Source organism: Candidatus Symbiobacter mobilis CR (genome assembly GCF_000477435.1).
In the GTDB taxonomy this organism is placed as follows: Bacteria; Pseudomonadota; Gammaproteobacteria; order Burkholderiales; family Burkholderiaceae_C; genus Rhodoferax; species Rhodoferax mobilis.
Map to the genome: position 1 here is coordinate 1,403,938 of NC_022576.1, position 22,040 is coordinate 1,425,977.

Sequence of the window (22,040 nt, forward strand, 5' to 3'; positions counted from 1 at the left end):
ATCTCCCCGCGTTGGGGGATGCACCGTGCCGTATCAAATCTCGATCTTGCCGCCAAGCTCCACGACGGCATTGCTCGGCAGGTTCAGAAAGTCTGCCGCAGCGCTGGCGTTGAGGTGCATCTGGGCGAAGATTTTTTCCCGCCACTGCGCCATGCCGCCCCCAGGGGTGGGGCAGACCGTGTCGCGGCTGAGGAAATAGCTCGTCGTCATCGGTTCCAGCTCACGCCCCAGGCATTGCAGCATTTGCAAGGCTTTGGGCAGGTCGGGGTCGTTTTTGTAGCCGTAGTGAACAACGACTTGCCAGCAATCGTGCCCCAGCGCTTCTACGTCGATGCGCTTGTTCATCCCGATCCACGGCACCTCGTGGTGGTGTACGGTCACGAACAAATTGACCTCGTGCAACACCTTGTTGTGCTTGAGGTTGTGCAAGAAGGCGTTGGGCACCGTTCCACGCTCGGCAGTCAAAAACACAGCGGTACCGGGAACCCGCACCGGGGGGCTGATGAAGATGGCTTCGAGAAAGCTCTGCAAATCGATGGCATGTTCCTTGAGTTTCTTGCGTATCAACCGCCTGCCGTCCTTCCACGTAAGCATCACGGTGTACACCCCGGCAGCGATCAGCAAGGGGAACCAGCCCCCATCGACCAGCTTGATGAGGTTGGACGAGAAAAACGCCAGGTCGACGAGAAAAAACACCCCCGTTGCACCAATGCACAGCCACAGCGGATACCCCCACGTATAGCGAACGACGAAGAACGTCAGCACGGTGGTGATCAGCATGTCCAACGTGACCGCAACACCATAGGCTGCCGCCAGGTTGCTGGAGGAGCGAAACAGCAGCACCGCCAGGACGATGGCGACGAACAGCCCCCAGTTGACGAAGGGCATGAAAATTTGCCCCGCCTGTTTGACGCTGGTGTGCCAAACCTGAAAGCGCGGCAAATATCCGAGCTGGATGACCTGCTTGGTCACGGAAAACGCGCCGGTAATCAGCGCTTGCGAGGCAATCACCGTCGCCAGCGTGGCCAGTCCGACCATCGGGAACCGCGCCCACGACGGAGCCATCATGAAAAACGGGTTTTTGACGGCAGAGGGGTCCTGCAACAACAGCGCCCCCTGCCCAAAGTAATTGAGCACGAGCGCGGGCATCACCAGCGCAAACCACGCAAGGCGAATCGGCTTGCGGCCAAAGTGCCCCATGTCGGCGTAGAGCGCCTCCCCCCCCGTGACGCAAAGCACGACAGCGCCGAGGACCAGAAAAGTCGTCATCGGCTGGTTCAGCAAAAAGCGCAGCGCGTACTGCGGCCCCACAGCCCAAAGGACCTCCGGCGTATGGGCAATGTGTACCACCCCCAGCACGGCAATCGCCGCAAACCATATACACATGATTGGGCCGAAAAAACGGCCAATGTCGGCCGTGCCGCGCTTCTGCACGGCAAACAATCCCAACAGAATCAGTAGCGTCAACGGCAAGATCGCCGAATGGAATGCCGGGGAAACGATCTCCAGCCCCTCGACGGCAGACAACACCGAAATGGCCGGTGTGATGACCCCATCGCCATAGAAAAGGCAGGTGCCGAATACACCGACCAGCATCAATACCTTGCGCACCGCCGGTTTGTCCTGCACCGACTGCGATGCCAGCGAAAGCATCGCGACAAGGCCGCCTTCGCCATGGTTATCGGCGCGCAAAACCAGCGCGACATACTTGATCGAGATGATGAACGTCAACGTCCAGAAGATGATCGACAGGATTCCCAGGACGTTGTCGTGGTGGAACGGCACATGGCCGGAACCAAACACTTCCTTGACGGCATACAGGACGCTCGTCCCGATGTCGCCGTACACCACGCCAACGGCGCCGAGCGTCAGCGCACCGAGAGAGCTTTTCTGGATAGACACCGCTTCAGGCCCGGCGCGTTGTGCCGGGTATGCAGGAAAAAGGGAGCCGGATTGTGCGCCACCCCTGCCTGGGAACCCCGGGCCTTGCTACAGCGCTGCATCGCGACTCCCGTCGCTCCCACAACGTCTACCGCACTTCCGTGCATCCTCTCACGCTGTGGGAACGACAGAAGTCGCGATAGCCCGTCATCTGACCCACCGGCTCCTAGAATGTTTCCGTCTCCCGCCCGCGCTGTCGAATACAGGCAAAGACTTCGGCACACTCCACCCCTTGCACGCTGGGCACGATGCGCACCACACCCCCTCCGCGCTCCACGCAGCCCCCTGCACCTACCAAGGGTGCGCTGTCCCCCTTCCTCTTCCTGCTGCTTGCTCCGGCGCTGGGGAGCATGTTGCTTGCGGGCGCCGTCGTCATGGCGTCCATCCACAGCATGCAGCGGGATTTGCGCCAATTTGCCTTAGAGCAAGAGGCCGACGCGCAATACGTCGCGGCGAATCTGCGTTTCGTCCAAGAACTGGCAACGGTGCAAAAGCTGGCTGCGCGCACCCTTGATACCGTCGTCGCCGGGAACGCCACCCCAGCTCGCCTTGACGAGGTTCGCATATCGATCTCGCAATCCCTGCGCACACTGCAACCCCAGTTGTGGGGAATGCAGCAGCCCAATGCGCCCCACCGTGCAATCCTCGACGCGCAAAGCGATTTCGACCGGTACCACACCCACATCCTGCAAGCCCTGCAGGCAGCATCGACAGACCGCTCCACGTCGATGCAGCATGCTTTTACCGCCGGGCAGCACTTTCTTTCGCTGACTGCGTGCAACCAAGGCCTGGCCCAAGACCTGACCAAGGCGATGGCCCGGCGCAACGAAGTCCAGGCGCGGTCTTTCACCACGCTCCTCACGCGGCTTGGAGTCAGCGCCGCGCTGCTGCTCGTCGCCCTGCTGCTGCTGTGGGCTGCCGTAGCCCGGCAAATGGTGCGCAAAATTGCGACCTTGGCCGAAGCATTGCTGGATATGGCAAACCACCGCGTGGATTCGTCCGCGCTCATCGACGTAGAACGCATTGCCCGCGATGCACGGCACATCTTTCGCGAACTGGCCCGCTCCGTACTGACGTTCCGGGACACGATCGACGCACGCCACACCGCAGAAACCAACCTGAGGGAACGGATCAAAGAGCTGTCCTGCTCCCACGATGTGGCCCGCCTGACCGAACGCGATGACCTGTCCGACGAAGCCTTGCTGACGCTGGTGCTCGAACGCCTCCCCGGCGGGATGCGCTTCCCCCACCTTGCTGCGGCCTGTCTGGATCGCGACGGGACGGTGCTCGGAGACCGCGCCGTGCTCGATACGGACGAGCGTCTGTCCGTCGAATTCGGCGGGTGCGATGGGGTGCCCCCAAGCCGTCTGCACATTGCCTACCTGGGTGCTTTGCCCCCGGATGCAGGCGCACCCTTTCTGCCGGAAGAACGGGCGCTACTCGACGCACTGGCGATTCGGCTACACAAAACGCTGGCATTGCGTGCGGTACGCGCCAGCGAGATCGAATCCCAAACACTCGTTCACGCCATCGTCAATCGCGCCGGCAACGCCATCAACCTTATCGATGCCGAAAGCCTGCGCATCGTCCTGGCCAATGACGCATGTTGCGCGCTGCTGGGCTACACCCGCGCAGAGCTGCTGGCGATGTACCTCAGCGACTTTCAGGCCCACCTCAACCCGCATGCGCTACGGGAACAGGTGCAACTTGTGGTCGCCACGGGGGCTTTCACTTTCGAGAACCGCTACCGCCGCAAGGACGGCTCCGTTCTCGACGTGCTCATCCGCGCCAGCACCATCGTTCGGCAAGGAAAGGTATACCTCGTCGTGCTGTGGGATGACATCAGCGAGCGCAAGCAAGCCGAATTCGCGCTACGCAAAATCAGCCTGTGCGTCGAGCAAAGCCCGCATGCGGTCGTTATCACCGACATTGATGCATGCATCGAATTCGTCAACGATGCTTTCGTCTCCCTCACAGGCTACTCGCGGGAAGAGGTGCTGGGCCACAACCCCCGGCTCCTTGCTTCTGGCAAAACCCCACGCTCGGTGTACGAGGACATGTGGCGCACCCTCACCGCAGGCCAGCAATGGATGGGCAACTTCGTCAACCGCACCAAGGAAGGCTGCGAACGCATGGAGTTCGCCATCATCACGCCCTTGCGTGACGCCCAAGGCCGAATCTGCAATTACGTTGCCGTCAAGGAAGACATCACCGAACGGCAGCGCACCGAAGATGAACTACGCAAGCTCTATCTGGCTGTGGAGCAAAGTCCGGAAAGCATCATCATCACCAACCTGCAAGCGGAAATCGAGTACGTCAACCAGGCTTTCACGCTCAACACGGGGTATTCCGCCACGGAGGTACTCGGCGCCAACCCACGTCTGCTGCACTCCAACAAAACGCCGCGATCCACCTTTGACGACATGTGGCAATGCCTGACTCGGGGCGAGGCCTGGCAAGGGCTGCTCCATAACCGCCGCAAAGACGGCAGCGAGTTCGTCGAGTTCGCCCACATCACCCCCGTGCGCCAGCCTGACGGCGTCATTAGCCACTACCTCGCGATCAAGGAGAACGTCACCGAAAAACAGCGCATGTCGCTGGAGCTGGAGGAATACCGGATGCACCTCGAAGACCTGGTCGAGTCACGCACCCTTGCGCTGGCCCAAACCACGGATGCGCTGCGCCGCGCCAACGAAGAACAAAACGCCGTTTTCGATGGCGCCACTTCCGGCATGGCGCTGGTGCAAGGCATGGTATTCGTGCGATGCAACCATCGGCTACACGAGATTCTGGGCTGGCCCCACGGCAGCCTGGTAGGACAAAACACAACCGTGTGCCGCGCCCCCGGGCAGCCAGACCCCCTGGGGGACGATTCGCTGCACGATACCCTGTGGCAGGGTGCATCCCTGCACCGCGAGCAGGTACTGCGCAGGCTCGACGACTCGACCTTCTGGGCGCGGTTGACGGGCCGCGCCATTGACCATCGCGCCCCGGAAAAAGGGGCGGTGTGGATCATCGACGACATCAGCGACGAGCGCGCAGCCGCAGCAGCCATGGTGCGCGCCAAGGAACTGGCCGAAGACGCCGCACGCACCAAAGCCGACTTTCTGGCCAACATGAGCCACGAAATTCGCACGCCGATGAACGCCGTCATCGGGCTGACACACCTGCTGCTCAAAACAGAGCTGCTGCCCCGCCAGCGCGACTACATCCGAAAAATCATGGAGTCGGGCCAGCACCTGATGGGGATCCTCAATGACATCCTCGACGTCTCCAAAATCGAAGCAGGCAAGCTCGCCATCGAACACGTTCCCTTCGACCTGGAAAAGGTACTCGCCAACGTCAGCGTTCTGCTTGGCGAAAAGGCTTCCGCCAAAGGGCTCGAACTGCTCTTCGACGTCGACCGCGAGGTGCCCCAGCATTTGGTGGGCGATGCCCTGCGGCTCAGCCAGATTCTGATCAACTACGTCAACAACGCGATCAAATTCACCACCAAGGGGGAAGTCGACGTCCTCGTGCGGGTGCAAGAACAGAGCGACAGCGATGTGTTGCTCTACTTTGCAGTGCGCGATACCGGCATTGGCCTGACCGAAGAACAATGCACCCGGTTGTTCCAGTCCTTCGAGCAGGCCGATACGTCGATCACCCGCCAACACGGCGGAACCGGGCTGGGGTTGTCGATTTCCCGCAGCCTTGCCGAACTGATGCACGGGCAGGTGGGGGTGCAAAGCACTCCGGGCCAAGGGAGCACGTTCTGGTTCACCGCACGAATGGACAGGGGGGAAACGCACCCCACGAACCGGATGCTCAGCACGCATTTGCGTGGTCGGCGCGCCCTTGTCGTCGACGACAACGATAACGCACGCTATGTATTGCGCAATCTGCTGGAGGTCATGGGCTTGCAGGTGGAAGAAGCTCCCGGCGGCGCCCGCGCCCTGCAAATGGTGGACCAAGTCGAGATCGCCGACAAACCCTTCGACGTCATCTTCCTCGACTGGCAGATGCCGGGGATGGACGGCATCGAAGTCGCGCTGCGATTGCGCGAACGCCCGCTGCGCAAGGCCCCGCACCTGGTGATGGTCACGGCCTTCGGGCGGGAGGAAGTGTTGCGCGCAGCAGCCGATGTCGGACTGGAGCACGTGCTGATCAAGCCGGTCAATGCTTCGATGCTCTTCGACAACGTCGTCAGCCTTTTGGGGGAATCCTTGGCAGAGCGGCGGGTCGCCAGCGATGCGCCCTCGTTGGCGCTGGAGGGACTGGCCCCGATCAAGGGGGCACGCATCCTCGTCGTCGAAGACAACGAGCTCAACCAGGAAGTTGCTGGCGAGTTGCTGCGCGATGCAGGGTTCCTCGTTGACATCGCGCCGAATGGGCAGGATGCGCTCGACAAGCTGTCCCACTCGACCTATGACCTCGTCTGCATGGACATGCAGATGCCCGTAATGGACGGCGTTACCACCACGCGCGAGATTCGCAAAATTCACACCCCGGCAACCCTCCCGATCATTGCCATGACTGCCAGCGTCCTGGCCGCAGACCGGGAACATTGCCTCGAAGCTGGGATGAATGATTTCATCTCCAAACCGCTCGACCCCAATCAGCTCTGGCACGTGCTCCCCAAATGGATAGCGCCCCGGCCCAGCCACACGGCCCCAGGGGTTGTCACGCAGGGGCCTACGTCGTCGACGGGCAAAGCCGCTTTTCCCCTGATCGAAGGATTGGATACGCAGAAAGGGCTGCGCCGCGCCTTGGGGCGAACGCAGCTCTACGAATCGATGCTGCGTCGCTTTGTCAAAAGCAATCGCGACTGGGTTGCCCAGTGCTCCGCTGCCATCGCCAACGAAGACCGCGCCACCGTGCAACGCATGGTGCATACCCTCAAAGGCAACGCCGGCAGCATCTGCGCCAACGAACTCCAAACCGCCTTCGCCGAGATCGAACAAGCCATCCTTGCCGGGGCCACTGTCGACCTTGTGCAGAAGCAAGTGCTGCAATGGGAACCCCTGCTGCTGCGGCTGATCGAAGCCATCGACACCGCGCTACCCGCCACGACGCAAGCTCCGCCTGTGGTCGATGCCGAACGGCTGCGCACGGTGTGCGACAAGCTCGAATCCCTGCTGGCATTCGACGACGCCAGCGTTGTCGATGTCATCGCCGAAAGCGCCGATCTGCTTCGCGCAGCCTTCCCTGCCCACTACCCCGCTTTGGAGCAGGCCATCCAATTGTTCGACTTTGAAACCGCCTTGGCTGCGCTGCGTGCAGCGCGTTCCATCGGTTGATGGGCACAGCCTTCCCCACACCTTGTCACGCCGACCATGGAACCCGTTCTCCCCAAACCCACCGTCCTCGTCGTGGACGACACCCCGGACAACCTCTCGCTCGTCAACAGCCTGCTGCGCGACATCTACACCGTGCGCGTGGCCAACCATGGCGACAAAGCGTTGCGCATCGCCGCCAGCGACCCGATTCCCGACCTGATCCTGCTCGACATCATGATGCCTGGGCTGGACGGATACGAGGTCTGCCGCAGACTCAAGAGCAACGAGCGCACCCGCGACATCCGGGTCATTTTTCTGACGGCGAAGTCCGACGTCGAGGACGAACGCATGGGATTCACGCTCGGCGCCGTCGACTACATCACCAAGCCCATCAGCCCGCCGATCCTGCTCGAACGCATCAAGATGCACCTCTCGCTCAAGGCATCGAGCGACTTTCTGCGCGACAAGAACCAGTTTCTCGAAGAGGAAGTGGATCGCCGGACCCGCGAGGTCAACGCCATCCAGGACGTGACGATCCTTGCCATGGCATCGCTTGCCGAAACCCGGGATACCGACACCGGCAACCACATCCGCCGCACGCAGCATTACGTGCGCCTCCTGGCAGAGCACCTACGCGCCCACCCCCGTTTCAGCGCACAGCTCGACGACGCGATGATCGCGATGCTGTTCAAGTCCGCCCCCTTGCACGACATCGGCAAGGTGGGGATTCCGGATCGCATCCTGCTCAAGCCGGGACGCTTCGAGCCAGAAGAATTCGACATCATGAAACGCCACACCGTCTTGGGGCGCGAGGCCATCGAGCTGGCAGAGCGCTCGCTCGGTGTGGAGGTCGCCTTTTTGCGGACTGCCAAGGACATCGCGCAATCCCACCACGAGAAATGGGACGGCAGCGGCTACCCCGACGGTCTACGCGGGGACGACATCCCCCTAAGCGCCCGGCTGATGGCCGTGGCCGACGTGTACGACGCGCTGATCAGCCGGCGCGTCTACAAAGAAGGCATGCCGCACGAGAAAGCGGTGGCCATCATCCGCGAAGGGCAGGGAACGCATTTCGACCCCGACATCGCCAGCCAGTTCCTCGCCCTGCAAAACGAGTTCCTCGCCATCGCCGCCCGCTTTGCCGATAGCGACGACGACCTGCGCAAAAAAGCCAACAGCCTGTCGCTGATGCAAAACGCGGAACCAGGCAAAGCGTAGCGAGGCAGCGCGCTCCTACGAACTGCCTCCCCCACGCGGCGCCGTCGCCAGCGCTGCGCGGACGTTGTCCACGGTCAGCCATTCGGGCAATAGCAACGGTTCCCTGCCAGGCACATAGAGCACATGCACCGGCACGCCACTGCGCCCCAACCGGGCCAGGGCTTCGGCAATCGCGGGGTCGCGCCTGGTCCAGTCCGCACGCAACGCGGCCACCTTGCCACCGGCCATCGCGGCAACCACGGCGGGGTCTTGCAGCACGCGGGCATTGCGCTGGCAAATCACGCACCAGGCTGCGGTGAATTCGACAAGAACGGGCTGGCCCTGCGCAAGCCGTTCCTCCACGCGGGATGGTGCCCATTCCTCCCAAACCACCGTCCGCGCATCCGCAGAAGCAGACGACGAAAACACCGCCTGCTTCCACCCCCCTCCCACTGCGGCCAACACGGCGAACACAGCCATCGATACGCCGACCCACCACCCCTTGCGCCTACGCCCCGTACACCACAGCAGCCACGCCAATGCCAGCAGCCCCGCAAGCAGCCAGGCTGCTGCATCCACACCCTGCTGCTTGCCAAAAACCCACAATAGCCACACGACGGTGGCGAACATCGGAAAGGCCATCGCGCTGCGAAAAGTCTGCATCCACGTTCCCGACCGGGGCAGATAGCGCGTCCATCCCGGCAAGATGCCCAAAATCAGGAAAGGCAATGCAATGCCCACCCCCAGCGCCAGAAAGATGGCCAAAGCAGGCATGGTGGGCAACGTCCACGCCAGCCCCAGCGAAGCACCGAGAAACGGCGCCGTGCATGGCGATGCGACGACGACGACCAGCACGCCCGAAGCCAGCGCCTGCGCATACCGGCTGCGCTGCCGGGGTGGCCCTGCCGCGCCAATCGATACCGCGCCGAATGCGAACACCCCCGCAAGGTGTAGCCCGATCGCCGTGAACAACGCCGCCAACGCAGCCACCACTGCGGGCGACTGAAGCTGGAACCCCCACCCCAATGTCGTCCCCACCCCGCGCAACGCCAGCACCGCCGCGCCCAATGCCAGCACGGTGGCCACGACGCCCACCGTGTACAACAGCGAAGCCGTCACCCGCTCGCGCAACGGCTTGTCGTTCCCGGCGAATTGCATGACCTTGATCGCCAGAACAGGAAAAACGCAGGGCATCAGGTTGAGCAGTATTCCCCCCAACCATGCGAACAGCAAGGCAATACCCACCCCCATTGAGGAAGACTGCGTGGTGGCGGTGCGCAGTGCATCGACAGGCAAAGCGCCCGACCGAGCCGCCACGCGGATGCCGATGCGCTGTCCCTCGACCTGCGCCACCAACAGCACTGGCAGCGTCTGCGGTAGCGCTGCGCCAGCGGTACGCACCCAGCGGGAGCGCCATACCTCCCCTTGCCAGCGCTGCGTCTGGGCCGTGGCTTCGAGCACACCGGGGGGTTCGACGAAGGCATCGATTTCCTGCCAACGCCATGCCTGCGGCAGCCCCCGAATGGCCATATTGAGATGCGCGCCCTCGGCCTGCATCATGGCCTGCGCTTCCCTTGGCGCTTCCTGATGTGCTTCCTGAGATGCCTCCCTTATTGCGTCCTGTAGCACAGGATGCTGCTCGTCCTTTTTCACGTCTCTCTGCACGGGCTGCTGTCGCAAGGCGTGCGCAAAGGCTGCGGCATCGTGTACCACGGCGCCCTGTGCGGGGACGCGCAACAGCACATCCCCTTCCTGCGGCAGGCATTCGTTGCGGCATGCCAGCCAGCTTGCATGAACGCGCAATTCCCATTCCGCAGCGGGCGCGACGAAGCCCTCGGCCACGCGCAAGGGCACAAGCAGCAGCACGGCGCCTTCGTAGCCGTAATTGACCAACTCCCCCGTCAGAAAGCGCTCTGGCAAAGGCCAGACGATGTCTCCCGCTTCCACCCCGGCAGGGATCGTCCACTGCAAGGCAGTCGGCAGCCCGGCATCGCCGGGATTGCGCCAATAGGTATGCCAGCCCGGCTGGTGCTGCAAGCGCAGCCCCGCCCACACCGTCTTGCCCGGCGTAACCCCGTCCGGGGCATGGAGCAGCAGCTCCGCACGCACCTGCGGCGTTTCGTATACCGGCCCGCGCAACGCGAACGATGCCCACGCGCACAAACCCCAGGCCCATAGCAACGCCCCCAGCGCCCAGCGCAGGACTGCGGAACGATACCCATGCAGCGCAAACAACGAATGCATAGCAAAACCTTGGTGTGAACCTAGATTTCTCCGTGGACCGCTTGTGTACTGCGTGCCATCGTGATGGCTATTGGTATTGGTTACTTCCATGGCGTGTTGAATTACCCACCGCGCACCGTCCCCCCCAGCGGCCTACCCGGCTGCTCCAGCCCGGCAGGCCAGCGCGTGGGGCATTGGATGCGGAAGCGCTTGCGCGGCGAGGTACGCCCAAATTCCAGCTCGACCTTCCCTACAGGCACCCCGAACTGCGCTGCCAGAAAGCGTTGCATCGCCTCCGTCGCACGCCCTTGCTCCGGCGCAGCGGCAACGCTGACCTTGAGCACATCGCCGTGGGGCTTGCCGATGGCGTCGCGCCGTGCGCCGGCATGGCCCAGGACGTTGAGCATCAGGGTATCGCCGTCCCAGGAACACCAGGCTGGCGAAGGCGGCTTGCGGTCTTGCATACAACGGGAAGCCCAAGACAGGGACGAAAAAAAACCGCCGAGGGGATCCCCAGGGCGGTCTGGTCATCAATGGAAACGACCGATTGGATTCGCGGTGGCCGCAGGAATCGCTATAACGAAGGAATCCCTTTAGCGAACGACCTGCGCCAACTCGCCGCGCTGGTAGCGCGCAGCGACGACGCTGAGGGAATCGCCCTTGATCTTCGGCCCTTGGCCTTCGCAACCGAATTCGAGATAGCGCTGCTTGCACAGGGCCTTGGCGGCCTCACGCGCGGGCTTGAGCCAGTCGCGTGCGTCGAACTTCTCGGGGTTTTTGGCCATGTACTGGCGCACTGCGGCGGTCATGGCCAAGCGCAAGTCGGTGTCGATGTTGATCTTGCGCACCCCGAAGCGGATCGCCTTTTGGATTTCCTCGACCGGAACGCCGTAGGTTTCCTTCATATCCCCGCCGTATTGGCGGATGATTTCGAGCGATTCCTGCGGAACGCTGCTGGACCCGTGCATCACAAGATGGGTGGTGGGAATGCGCTCGTGGATTTCGCGAATCCGGTCGATGGCAAGGATGTCGCCCGTGGGCTTGCGGGTGAACTTGTACGCGCCATGGCTGGTGCCGATGGCGATGGCCAAGGCATCAAGCTGGGTGCGGCGGACAAATTCGGCAGCCTGTTCGGGATCGGTCAGCATCTGCTCGCGCGACATCACGGCATCGGTGCCATGACCGTCTTCCTTATCGCCACGGCCGGTTTCGAGGCTGCCCAAGCAACCCAGTTCGCCTTCGACGGAAGCGCCCATGGCGTGGGCCATTTGCACGACTTCACTCGTGACCTGGACGTTGTAGTCGAAGCTAGAGATGGTCTTGCCGTCAGCCATCAACGAACCGTCCATCATCACGGAGCTGAAGCCGAGGTCGAGCGCGCCACGGCAGACGGCGGGGCTTTGCCCATGATCCTGATGCATGACGACGGGAACCTTGGGGTAGGCCTCCAGCGCAGCGAGGATCAGATGCTTGATGAAAGGCTCCCCGGCGTACTTGCGTGCGCCAGCGCTGGCTTGGAGGATGGCCGGCGCGCCGACTTCGTCCGCAGCAGCCATGACAGCCTGCACTTGCTCCAGATTGTTGACGTTGAAAGCGGGTATGCCGTACCCGTTGGCGGCGGCGTGGTCGAGCAATTCGCGCAGGGAAACGAGAGCCATGGTCAATCCTTCAAAAATGGGAAAAAACGATTCTAAACAGCGTCCCCTCCAGCCCTTCGAAGGCTATGGGCGCGCCGTGGGCACGCACCCGCCAGCATTGCAGTGCTTCAACGCCGCAATAGCACCTTGAGCGCGCCCTGCAAGCGCTGCGCGGCAGCGGCGTCGTAGGCCGAAGCCAGCACCACGGACACATCCTGCGCCCACGTGAGCGCCGGGGGCGGATCGTTGCGACGGGTCAGCATCTGCAATTGCAGAGCGCGCAATGCAGGCAGATGCGCAGCGGGAGTGGGCACCTGCGCTGCCAATTCGATACGCAGCAATGCGGTGTCCGCCTCCCCCGCAGGGGCGGAGGCAATGGCTTGCGCCCAAGCGCTACGCGCTGCTGCATGCACCCGGGAACCGATTTCCTGCACCGTGGGCACCTTGGCGGCATCGCGCTGCTCCCACGCGCCCAACAACTGCATCAGGGCTTCGCCATGCGCCTGCGCGGCCAGCTTGCGCAATGCGATTTGCGCTTGTTCGCCCGCATCGCGCTGGGCACGGAAGGCGGTGTCTCCCAACCGGGGAGGGCGCTGTTCCGGGCTGCGCGTGCGCGCTGGATATTCCTCCTTGCCCCGGACGGGGGGAGCACCCCGCCGCGATGCGTGCGGCGCATCGCCCCCTGCGCCACGCCGTGGCACAGGAGCTGGAGCGCCACCCAGCTTGGCCCCAGGCCGGTCGTCCCCGCGCACTGCGACGACTGGCTTGCGCGCAGGGATTGCTGCGGCACCAGACTGGCCCTCTTCCGCCGGGGACTGCGACGCTGCCGACTGCCCGATGGGGGGCGCATCCGATGCAGCGGCACCGGCGGCTCCCTGCACACATTCTTCCAGCATGGCCAGCGCAGCCCGAATGGCCTGCACATCGGCCTTGGCAATGGCGTCCTGCACGGCTTGCGCTGCATCGCACACTTGGCGGTCGCGCTCTCCCATCGCTTCCTGCGTGCGCTGGCGCTGTGCGGACTTTCGCGCAAAGGCGGCGTCGATCGGGGCGCGAAAGGCCTCCCAGAGTTTCTGTTCCAAGCGCCGATCCAGCGGCACCTGCGCTGCCTCCGCTTGCCAACGCTGCTGCAATGCCCGGATGGCATCGATACGCAGATCGGCCTCGTCAGCCAACGCCTGGGCTTCGACGACCATGGCGTTGCGCGCAGCCAGGCTGTCGTGCTGGCGGGCGCGCAACGATGCGCCGACTTCATCCATCGCCGCCTTCCACAGCGGCTGAAGCTCGGCGAAGGTTTTCTCCGAAACGTGGCCGGATTGCTGCCACCGCAGCGCAAACTGCTGCAACGTGCGGGACACCCCTTTCCAATCTTCCTCGGCCTCGGCGGTACGGGAACGCGCCCACGCTTGCACTTCCTCGATCAACGTCAGCCTCCGAGCGCGGTGTTCGGCGTTTTCGGCGCGGAGCTTCTCTTGCCACGCCTCGACGAGGCGATGGGCCTCGTTGCACGCCTCGTCGAAGCGTCTCCACAACGCATGGTTGGGCACTCCGCCCTGGTCGACGACCTTCCATTGCTCTCGCAACTGGCGCAGGGTTTCCATCAACTTTTTGCCTTGCAGCGGCGCTTCGCCCTGCGGAGGATGCAACAACCGCTGGGCCTTGGTCACCAACTCCGTGCGCAATTGGTCTGCACGCCAACGTTGCCAACCTTCCAGCTCGCTGGCTGCTCCCAACGCTGCGTGTACACGGCCAGCCAAGACTTCGTCTAGCCAGCGCCCGTGTTCCTTGAGCGCAGCGCGCAAGGCATTGGCAGCCCCGGCGCTGGCCTTGCCGTGGCCTTGGGCGATTTCTTCTTCCAGAATGTTCAACGCATCGGTAGTCGCCGCCACGGCGCGGGCCTGCACCGCAGGATCGACGGCTGGCCCAGGCTCGGCCGCCGCACCGCGCACCTGACGAAGCTCCTCCGCCCACAGGGGAACGTAGGGAACCGGGGCATCGACATCGGCACTGGCTGCCGTCGCCATGGCCAGGGCTTCCCGAAACGCCGTCCACACGACACGCAACTGTTCCTGCGAGGCAGCCAACATGGGGGGAAAACGGGGATCAATGCTCGCCCAGTCCGGCTCAGCAACCAAAGTGCTTGCCTCTTGATCCCACCGTGCGATGTCCACATCCAGCCCTGCCTGCGCAGCTTCCGCGTCTTTCCAGGATCGGGTCGATAGGGATTCGATCCGTTGCGCGAGCAAGGCGGCAGCTTCCCGCTGCACTTGCACCCGGTGGTGCAAATCTTCGATGACCTGCACACGCTGCTGAAGCCGCGCCCGCAACCCGGACAAGGGTTCCCGGCCCAGCGGGGCGCTGGCTCGCGCTGCATCGCGCTGCCACGCCATGGCATCGGCCAAATTCAAACGCGGTATCGCAAGCAAGGCTTCGGCCTTTTCTGCCCATTCCTTGGCCAAGGTTCCCTGCGCCTTGTCGCGCCGGATGTCGTCGAGGCGCTCGCGAATCAGTTTGGCTGCGCCCTTGTCCTTGGCACTTAGCTCTCGGAACACCTGCTGCATCTGTTCTGCGCCGGGGTCCGTGGCCAGCCACGCACCAATGCGAGCCAAACGCTCCGCAGACGTCGCCGCAGAAAAGGCGCCATGCGTTAGCTCGTCGAGCGGATGCCCTTCCTTGGCAGGATGGGGGGGAGTGACGGCCTGCGCTGTATCGGTCTCGGCGTCAGACGAAGCAAAGCGATGGAAAGGGAACATCGGAATTACCCCAATTACCCCAGAAAGGGCAGAAAAAATGCCACCAGAGCATGGTGGCCGGGACGCAAGCATTTTCGCCGTGATTCCCCCCATGGCACAGCGCCCGCCCTACAGCCCGCCAGCATCCCACTGTGCTGCGCCCAAGGCGCATTCGGTATCATCGTCAGCCCCTACTGCAACGGGTTCCCCACCCGCGATGAGCCTGAAAAAATCGGAACGCTACGCATCCCTGTGCAATGCCTGCGAAGAATTGCACTGTGGTGCCGATGCCCTGCAGTTCCGGGACTATTTGCTCGTCCTGCTGTTCCTCAAATTCCTGAGCGATGCCAGCACGGCAGCCTCCCAGCCATCGATCTTGGTTCCCCCCGGATGCAGTTTTGCGGATGTCGCCAAACTGCCGGGCAGCCCAGACGCCGGGTACCAATGCAATGCGCTGATTTCCCGGCTCGTCGCCGCCAACCCCGCGATCCAAGGCACGCTGGATTCCGTCCCTTTCCACGATAAGGAGCGGCTCGGCTACACCAAAGACGTGGCGGATCGTCTGGGAAAAATGGTGTCGATCTTCGAGGCCCTGCATTTCTGCGGTGATCCCGCAGCGATGCGTGACGATCTCAACGATGCCTTTGAACACCTTTGTCGCAGCTTCACCAACGAGCCTTGCAAGGCCCGTGTCCCGCTCTACACGCCCATTGAACTGTCTCGATTGATGGTGCAGCTCGCCGGGTTGGATCGGGCCACCACGCCAGAACAAAGCGTCTATGACCCCGCCTGTGGTATCGGAACGACGCTGGCGTGTGCATACGACTACACGCTACGCCAAACTGGCTACAGCCTGCGGCTGTTTGGGCAGGAACTCGACCCCCTGACTTGCGCGATGGCGCGCATCAATCTAGCGCTGCACGGCGGTTCACAGGTACGGGTTGGCAGCGGTCATACCTTCGCCAACCCGCTGTACTGCGCAAGCCCCACCCAGCTTGAGTCCTTCGATTACATCCTGTCCCACCCGTCTTTCGTCTACAAATCCTGGTCTGGCGCTCTCCATCCGTCCAAAGACCCCTTCGGGCGTTTCGAACTAGGCATTCCGCCGGACAAAAGCGGGGACTTCGCTTTTCTGCTTCACGCTCTCCACAGCCTCAAAAAATCCGGCAAGGCCGTGCTGCTGTTGCCCCAGGACGTGTTGTATCGCGGCGCGGTGGAAGGGAGCATTCGCGCACGCATCGTGCGACAAGGATCGATCCGCTGCGTGGTCGGCCTGCCCGCCAACCTGTTCCACGGCACGAGCGTGCCTGCATGTTTGCTCGTGCTCAATACCGAAGAAGGATCCCACCACTCGGGCATCCTGATGATCGACGCGAGCCACGGCTTTGTGCAGGACGGGTGCAAAAACCGCCTGCGCGACGAAGACGTGCAACGCATTGCCGATACCTTCCACCACCGCACGGAAGTGCTGGGGTATTCGAGGATGGTCGGCAGCATCGAACTCGAAGCCAATGCCTTCAACCTCAACCTGCCCCGGTACATCGAGGCCGGCACGGCATAGCCCTCCGTAGGGGGTTGGTAGCGACTGCCGAAGCTCCTACAACGAGTGTGGTGGGGGCACTGTGCTTCTTGTCACGTTGTGGGAGCCACGGGAGTCACGATAGTGGCGCTGTCAACGCCCTCAACGCCCATAAGCGTCCTCAAAGCGGACGATGTCGTCCTCCCCCAGGTACGAACCCGACTGCACCTCGATCATCTCCAGCGGAACCCGGCCTGGGTTCTCCAGCCGGTGCCGCACTCCCAACGGAATGAAGGTCGATTGGTTCTCGCTCACCAAATAGTTTTTGTCCGCGCACGTCACCCGCGCCGTTCCGCGCACGACGATCCAGTGCTCCGCCCGGTGGTGGTGCAGTTGCAACGACAGCACCCCCTGCGGCTGCACGACGATCCGCTTGACCTGGAATCGTTCCCCGGCATCGACGCAGTCGTACCACCCCCAGGGGCGAAACACCTTGCGGTGGGTCAACCCCTCGCTGCGGCCCCGGCTACGCAAGGCATCGACGATTTGCTTCACCTCCTGCGTGCGATCCTTGTGCGCGACGAGCACCGCATCCGCCGTCTCGACGACGACAAGGTCCCGCACCCCCACGCAGGCAACGAGCCGACTCTCCGACTGCACCAGCGAACCTGCGCAGCCATGAAGCAGCACATCGCCATGCACCGCATTGCCGTCGTCATCCTTGGGAGAGACCTTCCACAACGCATCCCACGCGCCTACGTCCGACCACCCTGCAGCCAAGGGCAAGACGACGCCCGGAGCCAACTCGGGTGTATCCACTAGGCGTTCCATGACGGCGTAGTCGATCGAGTCGCCGGGGCAGTGCGTGAACGCTTGTGCATCGACGCGAACGAAGTCTGCGGACACGGGCCGTTGCTCCCACGCAGCGGTACACGCTGCATGGATGTCGGGCCGACAAGCGGACAGCGCACGCAACCACACGCTGGCGCGCAGCACGAAGATACCGCTGTTCCAGAGATAGCCACCGTCATCGAGGTACCGCTGCGCAGTCGCCGCATCGGGCTTTTCGACAAACCGGGCAATACGCCGTGCGCCGCCTGGTGCGGGTGCGGGTGCGAATACCTCATCGCCCTCCGATCCATACGCCGCACCGACTTGGATATAGCCATAACCAGTCTCGGGGGCGTCAGGGCAGATGCCAAAGGTTACGACCGCACCGTCTGCAGCCAGTTTTGCTGCACGGGCCACGGTGCTACAGAAAGCAGGAATATCCTGCAAAAAATGGTCGGCAGGCATGACGAGCATCACCGGGTCTGCCTCCGCAGCGGCCAAGGCCGCCAACGTCAACGCCGGTGCAGTGTTGCGCCCGACAGGCTCCAGAATGACCGTGCCGGGTTTGCCCATTGCTCGCAGTTGCTCCGCGACCAGGAAGCGATATTCCTCGTTACAGACGACCACTGGCGCGGCGACTTCGATGTTCGTGATGCCCGCAGCGCCCGCAATACCCTCGGTACGGGCCACCGTCGCCTGCAAGAGGGTGCTATCCCCTGTCAGGGCAAGCAATTGCTTCGGAAATTTCTCCCGCGACAGGGGCCACATCCTCGTTCCCGACCCCCCCGACAACACGACGGGTTGCAAAACCATTCTTCCCATTTCTGGTCCCTTCTTTGATTCCAAAAAATCCCTGCGCCTGTGCCATCAACGGCAAGCCCCTGCAATGCCTGGGGCCACGGCGTAGACCGGCAATCAAGCCCTGGCGTCTTCCCATCGCAAAGGGGTCTGTTCGTCACCCCGATACAGCACGCGGCCTGCACGGTCGATGCCATAACTTGGAGCAACGGTCATGTCGGCAAAGTGCATCCCCGGGGAAATGCGGGTGTACTCAAACAGCACGCAGCGTTCGACGTGCGCCCCGGCGCAGAGATGGCTGCCATGTCCGATCCAGCATGGCCCCCGCACCACAGCCCCCGCTTCGATGCGAACCCCCGACCCGCAGTACACCGGGCCTTCGATCGTGACGTGGTCCCAGTCGATCGCCGTATTCAGCCCCACCCACACGCCGGGGCGGACTTCGATGCCGGGCATCCGCGCTTGCGGGATTTCGCCACGCAAGGCCCGCTGTACAACGACCCAAAGATCCCGCACCTGGCCAATGTCGTGCCATTGAAAAGGCCTGCACTGCGCGTAGAACGGCAGGTTCTGCGACACGAGCTGGGGAAAGAGCTGCGAACCGATGTCGTACACCTGCCCTTGCGGAACAAGATCGAGCACCTGCGGCTCGAACAGGTACACCCCCGTGCTGGCTTGGCGAGACAGGGCGTCGCGGGGGGAAGGCTTCTCCTGGAACGAGCGCACCCTGCCGTCTTCGTCGGCCACGACGATGCCAAAACGGGAAACTTCGGATTCGGGCACTTCGAGCGTGACCACGGTGGCGACAGCACCTTTGGCACGGTGCTCCTGCACGGCTGCGCGGATATCCAGATCGATCAGCGCATCGCCACACAACACGACGGTGGTGTCGTCGAAAAAGCCCCCAAGGTCTTGGATTCGCCGCATCCCCCCGGCAGAACCCATCGGCTTCGGCACGACGACGCCGTGCCCGAGCGTTCCCTCATAGGAATAACCGAGTTGCACTCCCCAACGGCGCCCATCCCCAAAGTACTGTTCGATCTTGCCGTGATCGTGCGCGACGTTCACCATGATTTCGGCAATACCGTGCCGTGCCAAATGCTCTACCAAATATTCCATCACCGGTTTGCCCAGGATGGGAATCATCGGCTTGGGGTAGTGCAACGTCAGCGGTCTGACTCTCGTTCCCTGGCCGGCAGCCAGAATCATGCCTTTAGCCATACACAGCAAGGAATTTCGTTAATAGGTGGAAGTCGCGAAGCGGCTGCTCGTAGCTTCCCTCGCCCAGCGGGAGAGGGGTTGGGGGACCAAGCCGTTGCCCGGAGCCTATGCACCGGGTGATCATTCATCATAGCGGGCGCCACCACGACAATGCTTTGGCCCCACCCACCCCAGCGTATCCCTCTTTTGCCTCCCTCTTTCCCTACCATGCCCCCCTTGACGCTGGAAGATGTCGACTTCGACCTGCCTGCCGACCGCATTGCGCAGTACCCTGCTGCGCAGCGTTCGCAGTCGCGTTTGCTCGATGCAAGCGGGAGCACTATGGTGGATCGGGTCTTCGACGAACTCCCCACGCTGCTGCGCGAAGGCGACCTGCTTGTCTGCAACGACACCCGGGTACTACGCGCTCGCCTCTACGGCCACAAGCCCACAGGCGGGCAGATCGAATTGCTCGTCGAGCGCGTACTCGGCGGGCAGGAAGTCGCAGCCCACTTGCGTTGCCGCCGCAAGCCCCAGCCGGGAGCGCAGTTTTCCCTCGTCAGCGCGCACCACCCCTTGGAACCGCTGCACGCCACGATGCTGGGGCGTTGGCCCGACGAGCACGGCCCCCTCTTTCGGCTGGCCCTGCACGATGAGGCAGACAGCGACCCCTACGCCATCCTCGAACGGCATGGCCACGTCCCACTACCCCCCTACATCGCACGCCCGGACGCCGCGCCCGACGACACCCGCTACCAAAGCGTGTTCGCGCGCAGCCCTGGGGCTATCGCCGCGCCAACGGCCTCGCTGCATTTCGACGAGGCACTGTTACAGCGGCTCGATGACCGAGGCATCGAGCGGGCGTTCCTGACGCTGCATGTCGGCGCCGGGACTTTCCAACCGGTGCAATGCACTGACGTATCCCAACACCGCATGCACAGCGAGTGGTACGAAGTGCCCGCAGCTACCCGCGAGGCCGTCGCCGCGTGCCGTCGCCGCAATGGGCGCGTCGTCGCCGTCGGTACCACCTGCGTGCGGGCGCTCGAATCATGGGCGCACACCGGCCAACCCCAAGGGGAAACCCGCCTGTTCATCCTGCCGGGGTTCGACTTTCGTACCGTCGATCTGCTCGTGACCAACTTCCATCTCCCCCACTCCACGTTGCTGATGCTCGTGGCCGCCTTCGCGGGGCTGGACCGTATCCGTGTGGCGTACCGGCACGCAATCGACAACCGGTACCGCTTCTTTAGCTATGGGGATGCGATGCTCCTGGCACGCATGTCCTCCACAACGCTGCCAACACTGCCATGAACCCCTTACACCGCCGCATTGCCTTGCGCATCGCCACCGTCAGCGTGTTGCTGGCGTGCGTGACCAGCCCCCTGGCGTGGTTCCTCTCCCGTGGAATGGCCGAAGACACCGTCGTAGCGATTGCCATCGAGGAATCCGAGAAACTATTGGGGCCGCTCGACGCCATGTACCTCACCGGGCCCGACGCAGCGTCGCACGCGCACGCTGCTGCCCAAAGCCTTGCCGGCGGGATCTTTGATATCGTCGAAATGTATGACGGGCAAGGCAACAAGCTGGCCGAGTCCGTCACAGACATCGGCAAAAAGGTCGAAGCTGCCATGGCGCACCACGACAGGCCCGACTACCGCAAACCCGGCTACGAAAGTCACGACTTGCCGGGAACAGGGTGGGTGTTGCGGGTGTTCGTCCCCCTGCAGCACCCGGCGGACAATGAGGGCGGATCGGTGATCGGCTACCTCGAAGGTGTTCGCGTCGTACCCCCATGGCAACGCCAGCAAATGCTGGGGCAATCACTGGGCGCAGCCGTGCTGGTGTGCGTCGCCTCGCTACTGTGTGGCGCTGTGCTCTACCCGGTAGTGGTACGCCTCTCGCGGGAAAACGAGCGCAAGACGCACGAGGTGCTCGATTCCCACATCCTGATGATGGAAGCACTGGGCCGCACCGTCGCCCAGCGCGATTCCGACACCGGGGCGCACAACTACCGCGTTGCGTGGATGGCGGCGATGATCGCCGAAGCGATGGGTCTGTCCGGCACATCGATGCAAGCGCTCATTGCTGGCAGTTTTTTGCACGATGTCGGCAAGGTCGGCATCCCGGACGCCATCCTGCGCAAACCCGCCCGGCTTCTGGACTCGGAGATGGAAATCATGCGCACCCACGTCAACCTGGGCAAGGACATCGTCGTCGGCGCTGGCTGGCTCGACGGTGCCCATGACGTGGTTGCTGCGCACCACGAAAAGTGGGACGGCAGCGGCTACCCCGCCGGATTGCGCGGGGAAGACATTCCCCTTGCAGCGCGTATCTTTGCTGTGGCCGACGTGTTCGACGCGCTGTGTTCCCAACGTCCCTACAAGGCCGCGATGGGGTTCGACGAAGCCATGGCGATACTCGAACGCGACACGGGTACCCACTTCGACCCCACGGTGATGGCCGTTTTCCGCCCCTTGGCGCGCAACTTTCACGACCAGCTTTCCACGTGCGGGGAGGACGGTACACGGGCCTTACTCGCAGAATGCATGCGCCGCCATTTCCGACAGTAAATGCCCTGCATGGGATGCTCAGAAGTTCGTCCGGGTGACAAAAAACCCAGAAAAAGCGCCAGCTTGCCCCCAAAATTGCTGGCTTTCCCGCAGGGGGGCTTCGGCTATGATCATTTGCACTTCCGGCCCCTACC

12 protein-coding genes are annotated in these 22,040 nt (G+C 63.0%); 5 read left to right on the top strand and 7 right to left on the bottom strand.

The genetic code is table 11. The annotated features are described in order from the left end of the window. Positions 1–33: 33 nt before the first annotated feature. Entirely contained in the window at positions 34–1,902 is a 1,869-nt protein-coding gene (locus CENROD_RS05795; protein ID WP_022772489.1) for a potassium transporter Kup, read from the bottom strand. A gap of 287 nt (positions 1,903–2,189) precedes the next feature. On the opposite strand from CENROD_RS05795, the gene CENROD_RS12455 reads away from it, so the two are divergent. After that, a complete protein-coding gene (locus CENROD_RS12455; RefSeq protein WP_022772492.1) occupies positions 2,190–7,220 on the top strand; it encodes a PAS domain-containing hybrid sensor histidine kinase/response regulator in 5,031 nt (1,676 codons plus the stop codon). A gap of 36 nt (positions 7,221–7,256) precedes the next feature. Continuing rightward, the gene (locus CENROD_RS05805) at positions 7,257–8,417 is read left to right on the top strand and encodes a response regulator (protein WP_022772496.1); all 1,161 of its coding nucleotides are present in this window, start codon (positions 7,257–7,259) and stop codon (positions 8,415–8,417) included. Between the two features lie 15 nt (positions 8,418–8,432). On the opposite strand, the gene CENROD_RS05810 is transcribed toward CENROD_RS05805, so the two are convergent. The 4 genes from CENROD_RS05810 to CENROD_RS05825 form a co-directional block, all read right to left on the bottom strand. Next, positions 8,433–10,640 carry a protein-disulfide reductase DsbD family protein gene (locus CENROD_RS05810; RefSeq protein ID WP_022772500.1) on the bottom strand — a complete coding sequence of 736 codons (2,208 nt, stop codon included), beginning with the start codon at positions 10,638–10,640 and terminating at the stop codon, positions 8,433–8,435. Positions 10,641–10,741: 101 nt separating this feature from the next. Further along, complete coding sequence (locus CENROD_RS05815) at positions 10,742–11,083, bottom strand: DUF167 domain-containing protein (protein WP_022772503.1); 342 nt, start codon at positions 11,081–11,083, stop codon at positions 10,742–10,744. A gap of 129 nt (positions 11,084–11,212) precedes the next feature. After that, a complete protein-coding gene (gene fba, locus CENROD_RS05820) occupies positions 11,213–12,277 on the bottom strand; it encodes a class II fructose-bisphosphate aldolase (RefSeq protein WP_022772505.1) in 1,065 nt (354 codons plus the stop codon). Between the two features lie 107 nt (positions 12,278–12,384). Beyond that, positions 12,385–15,009 (bottom strand): DUF349 domain-containing protein, encoded by a 2,625-nt coding sequence (locus tag CENROD_RS05825; RefSeq protein ID WP_022772508.1) that lies wholly within the window; start codon positions 15,007–15,009, stop codon positions 12,385–12,387. Between the two features lie 91 nt (positions 15,010–15,100). Here CENROD_RS05825 and CENROD_RS05830 point away from each other — a divergent pair, with 91 nt between their 5' ends. Further along, positions 15,101–16,549, top strand: a complete 1,449-nt coding sequence (locus CENROD_RS05830) for an N-6 DNA methylase (RefSeq protein WP_187292340.1) — start codon at positions 15,101–15,103, stop codon at positions 16,547–16,549. 120 nt (positions 16,550–16,669) lie between these two features. Here the strand turns inward: CENROD_RS05830 and CENROD_RS05835 are convergent, their stop codons facing one another. Together CENROD_RS05835 and CENROD_RS05840 are read right to left on the bottom strand one after the other, a co-directional pair. Next, positions 16,670–18,151, bottom strand: coding sequence for a mannose-1-phosphate guanylyltransferase/mannose-6-phosphate isomerase (locus CENROD_RS05835; RefSeq protein WP_041193320.1), 1,482 nt, complete (start codon positions 18,149–18,151; stop codon positions 16,670–16,672). Positions 18,152–18,253: 102 nt separating this feature from the next. Then, complete coding sequence (locus CENROD_RS05840) at positions 18,254–19,345, bottom strand: nucleotidyltransferase family protein (protein ID WP_202961179.1); 1,092 nt, start codon at positions 19,343–19,345, stop codon at positions 18,254–18,256. A 219-nt stretch (positions 19,346–19,564) separates the two neighbouring features. Between CENROD_RS05840 and queA the strand changes: the two genes are divergently transcribed. Further along, complete coding sequence (gene queA / locus CENROD_RS05845; protein ID WP_022772519.1) at positions 19,565–20,647, top strand: tRNA preQ1(34) S-adenosylmethionine ribosyltransferase-isomerase QueA; 1,083 nt, start codon at positions 19,565–19,567, stop codon at positions 20,645–20,647. Further along, positions 20,644–21,906 carry an HD-GYP domain-containing protein gene (locus CENROD_RS05850; RefSeq protein ID WP_022772522.1) on the top strand — a complete coding sequence of 421 codons (1,263 nt, stop codon included), beginning with the start codon at positions 20,644–20,646 and terminating at the stop codon, positions 21,904–21,906. The genes queA and CENROD_RS05850 overlap by 4 nt, the downstream gene beginning before the upstream one ends. Positions 21,907–22,040 lie beyond the last annotated feature (134 nt).

Bases quoted from the DNA above. Each gene is read 5' to 3' on its own strand.
- CENROD_RS05850 (WP_022772522.1), top strand. From the start codon at position 20,644: ATGAACCCCTTACACCGCCGCATTGCCTTGCGCATCGCCACCGTCAGC.
- CENROD_RS05825 (WP_022772508.1), bottom strand. From the start codon at position 15,009: ATGTTCCCTTTCCATCGCTTTGCTTCGTCTGACGCCGAGACCGATACA.
- CENROD_RS05840 (WP_202961179.1), bottom strand. From the start codon at position 19,345: ATGATTCTGGCTGCCGGCCAGGGAACGAGAGTCAGACCGCTGACGTTG.
- CENROD_RS05810 (WP_022772500.1), bottom strand. From the start codon at position 10,640: ATGCATTCGTTGTTTGCGCTGCATGGGTATCGTTCCGCAGTCCTGCGC.
- CENROD_RS05830 (WP_187292340.1), top strand. From the start codon at position 15,101: ATGGCACAGCGCCCGCCCTACAGCCCGCCAGCATCCCACTGTGCTGCG.
- CENROD_RS05805 (WP_022772496.1), top strand. From the start codon at position 7,257: ATGGAACCCGTTCTCCCCAAACCCACCGTCCTCGTCGTGGACGACACC.
- CENROD_RS12455 (WP_022772492.1), top strand. From the start codon at position 2,190: ATGCGCACCACACCCCCTCCGCGCTCCACGCAGCCCCCTGCACCTACC.
- fba (WP_022772505.1), bottom strand. From the start codon at position 12,277: ATGGCTCTCGTTTCCCTGCGCGAATTGCTCGACCACGCCGCCGCCAAC.
- queA (WP_022772519.1), top strand. From the start codon at position 19,565: ATGCCCCCCTTGACGCTGGAAGATGTCGACTTCGACCTGCCTGCCGAC.
- CENROD_RS05835 (WP_041193320.1), bottom strand. From the start codon at position 18,151: ATGGTTTTGCAACCCGTCGTGTTGTCGGGGGGGTCGGGAACGAGGATG.
- CENROD_RS05815 (WP_022772503.1), bottom strand. From the start codon at position 11,083: ATGCAAGACCGCAAGCCGCCTTCGCCAGCCTGGTGTTCCTGGGACGGC.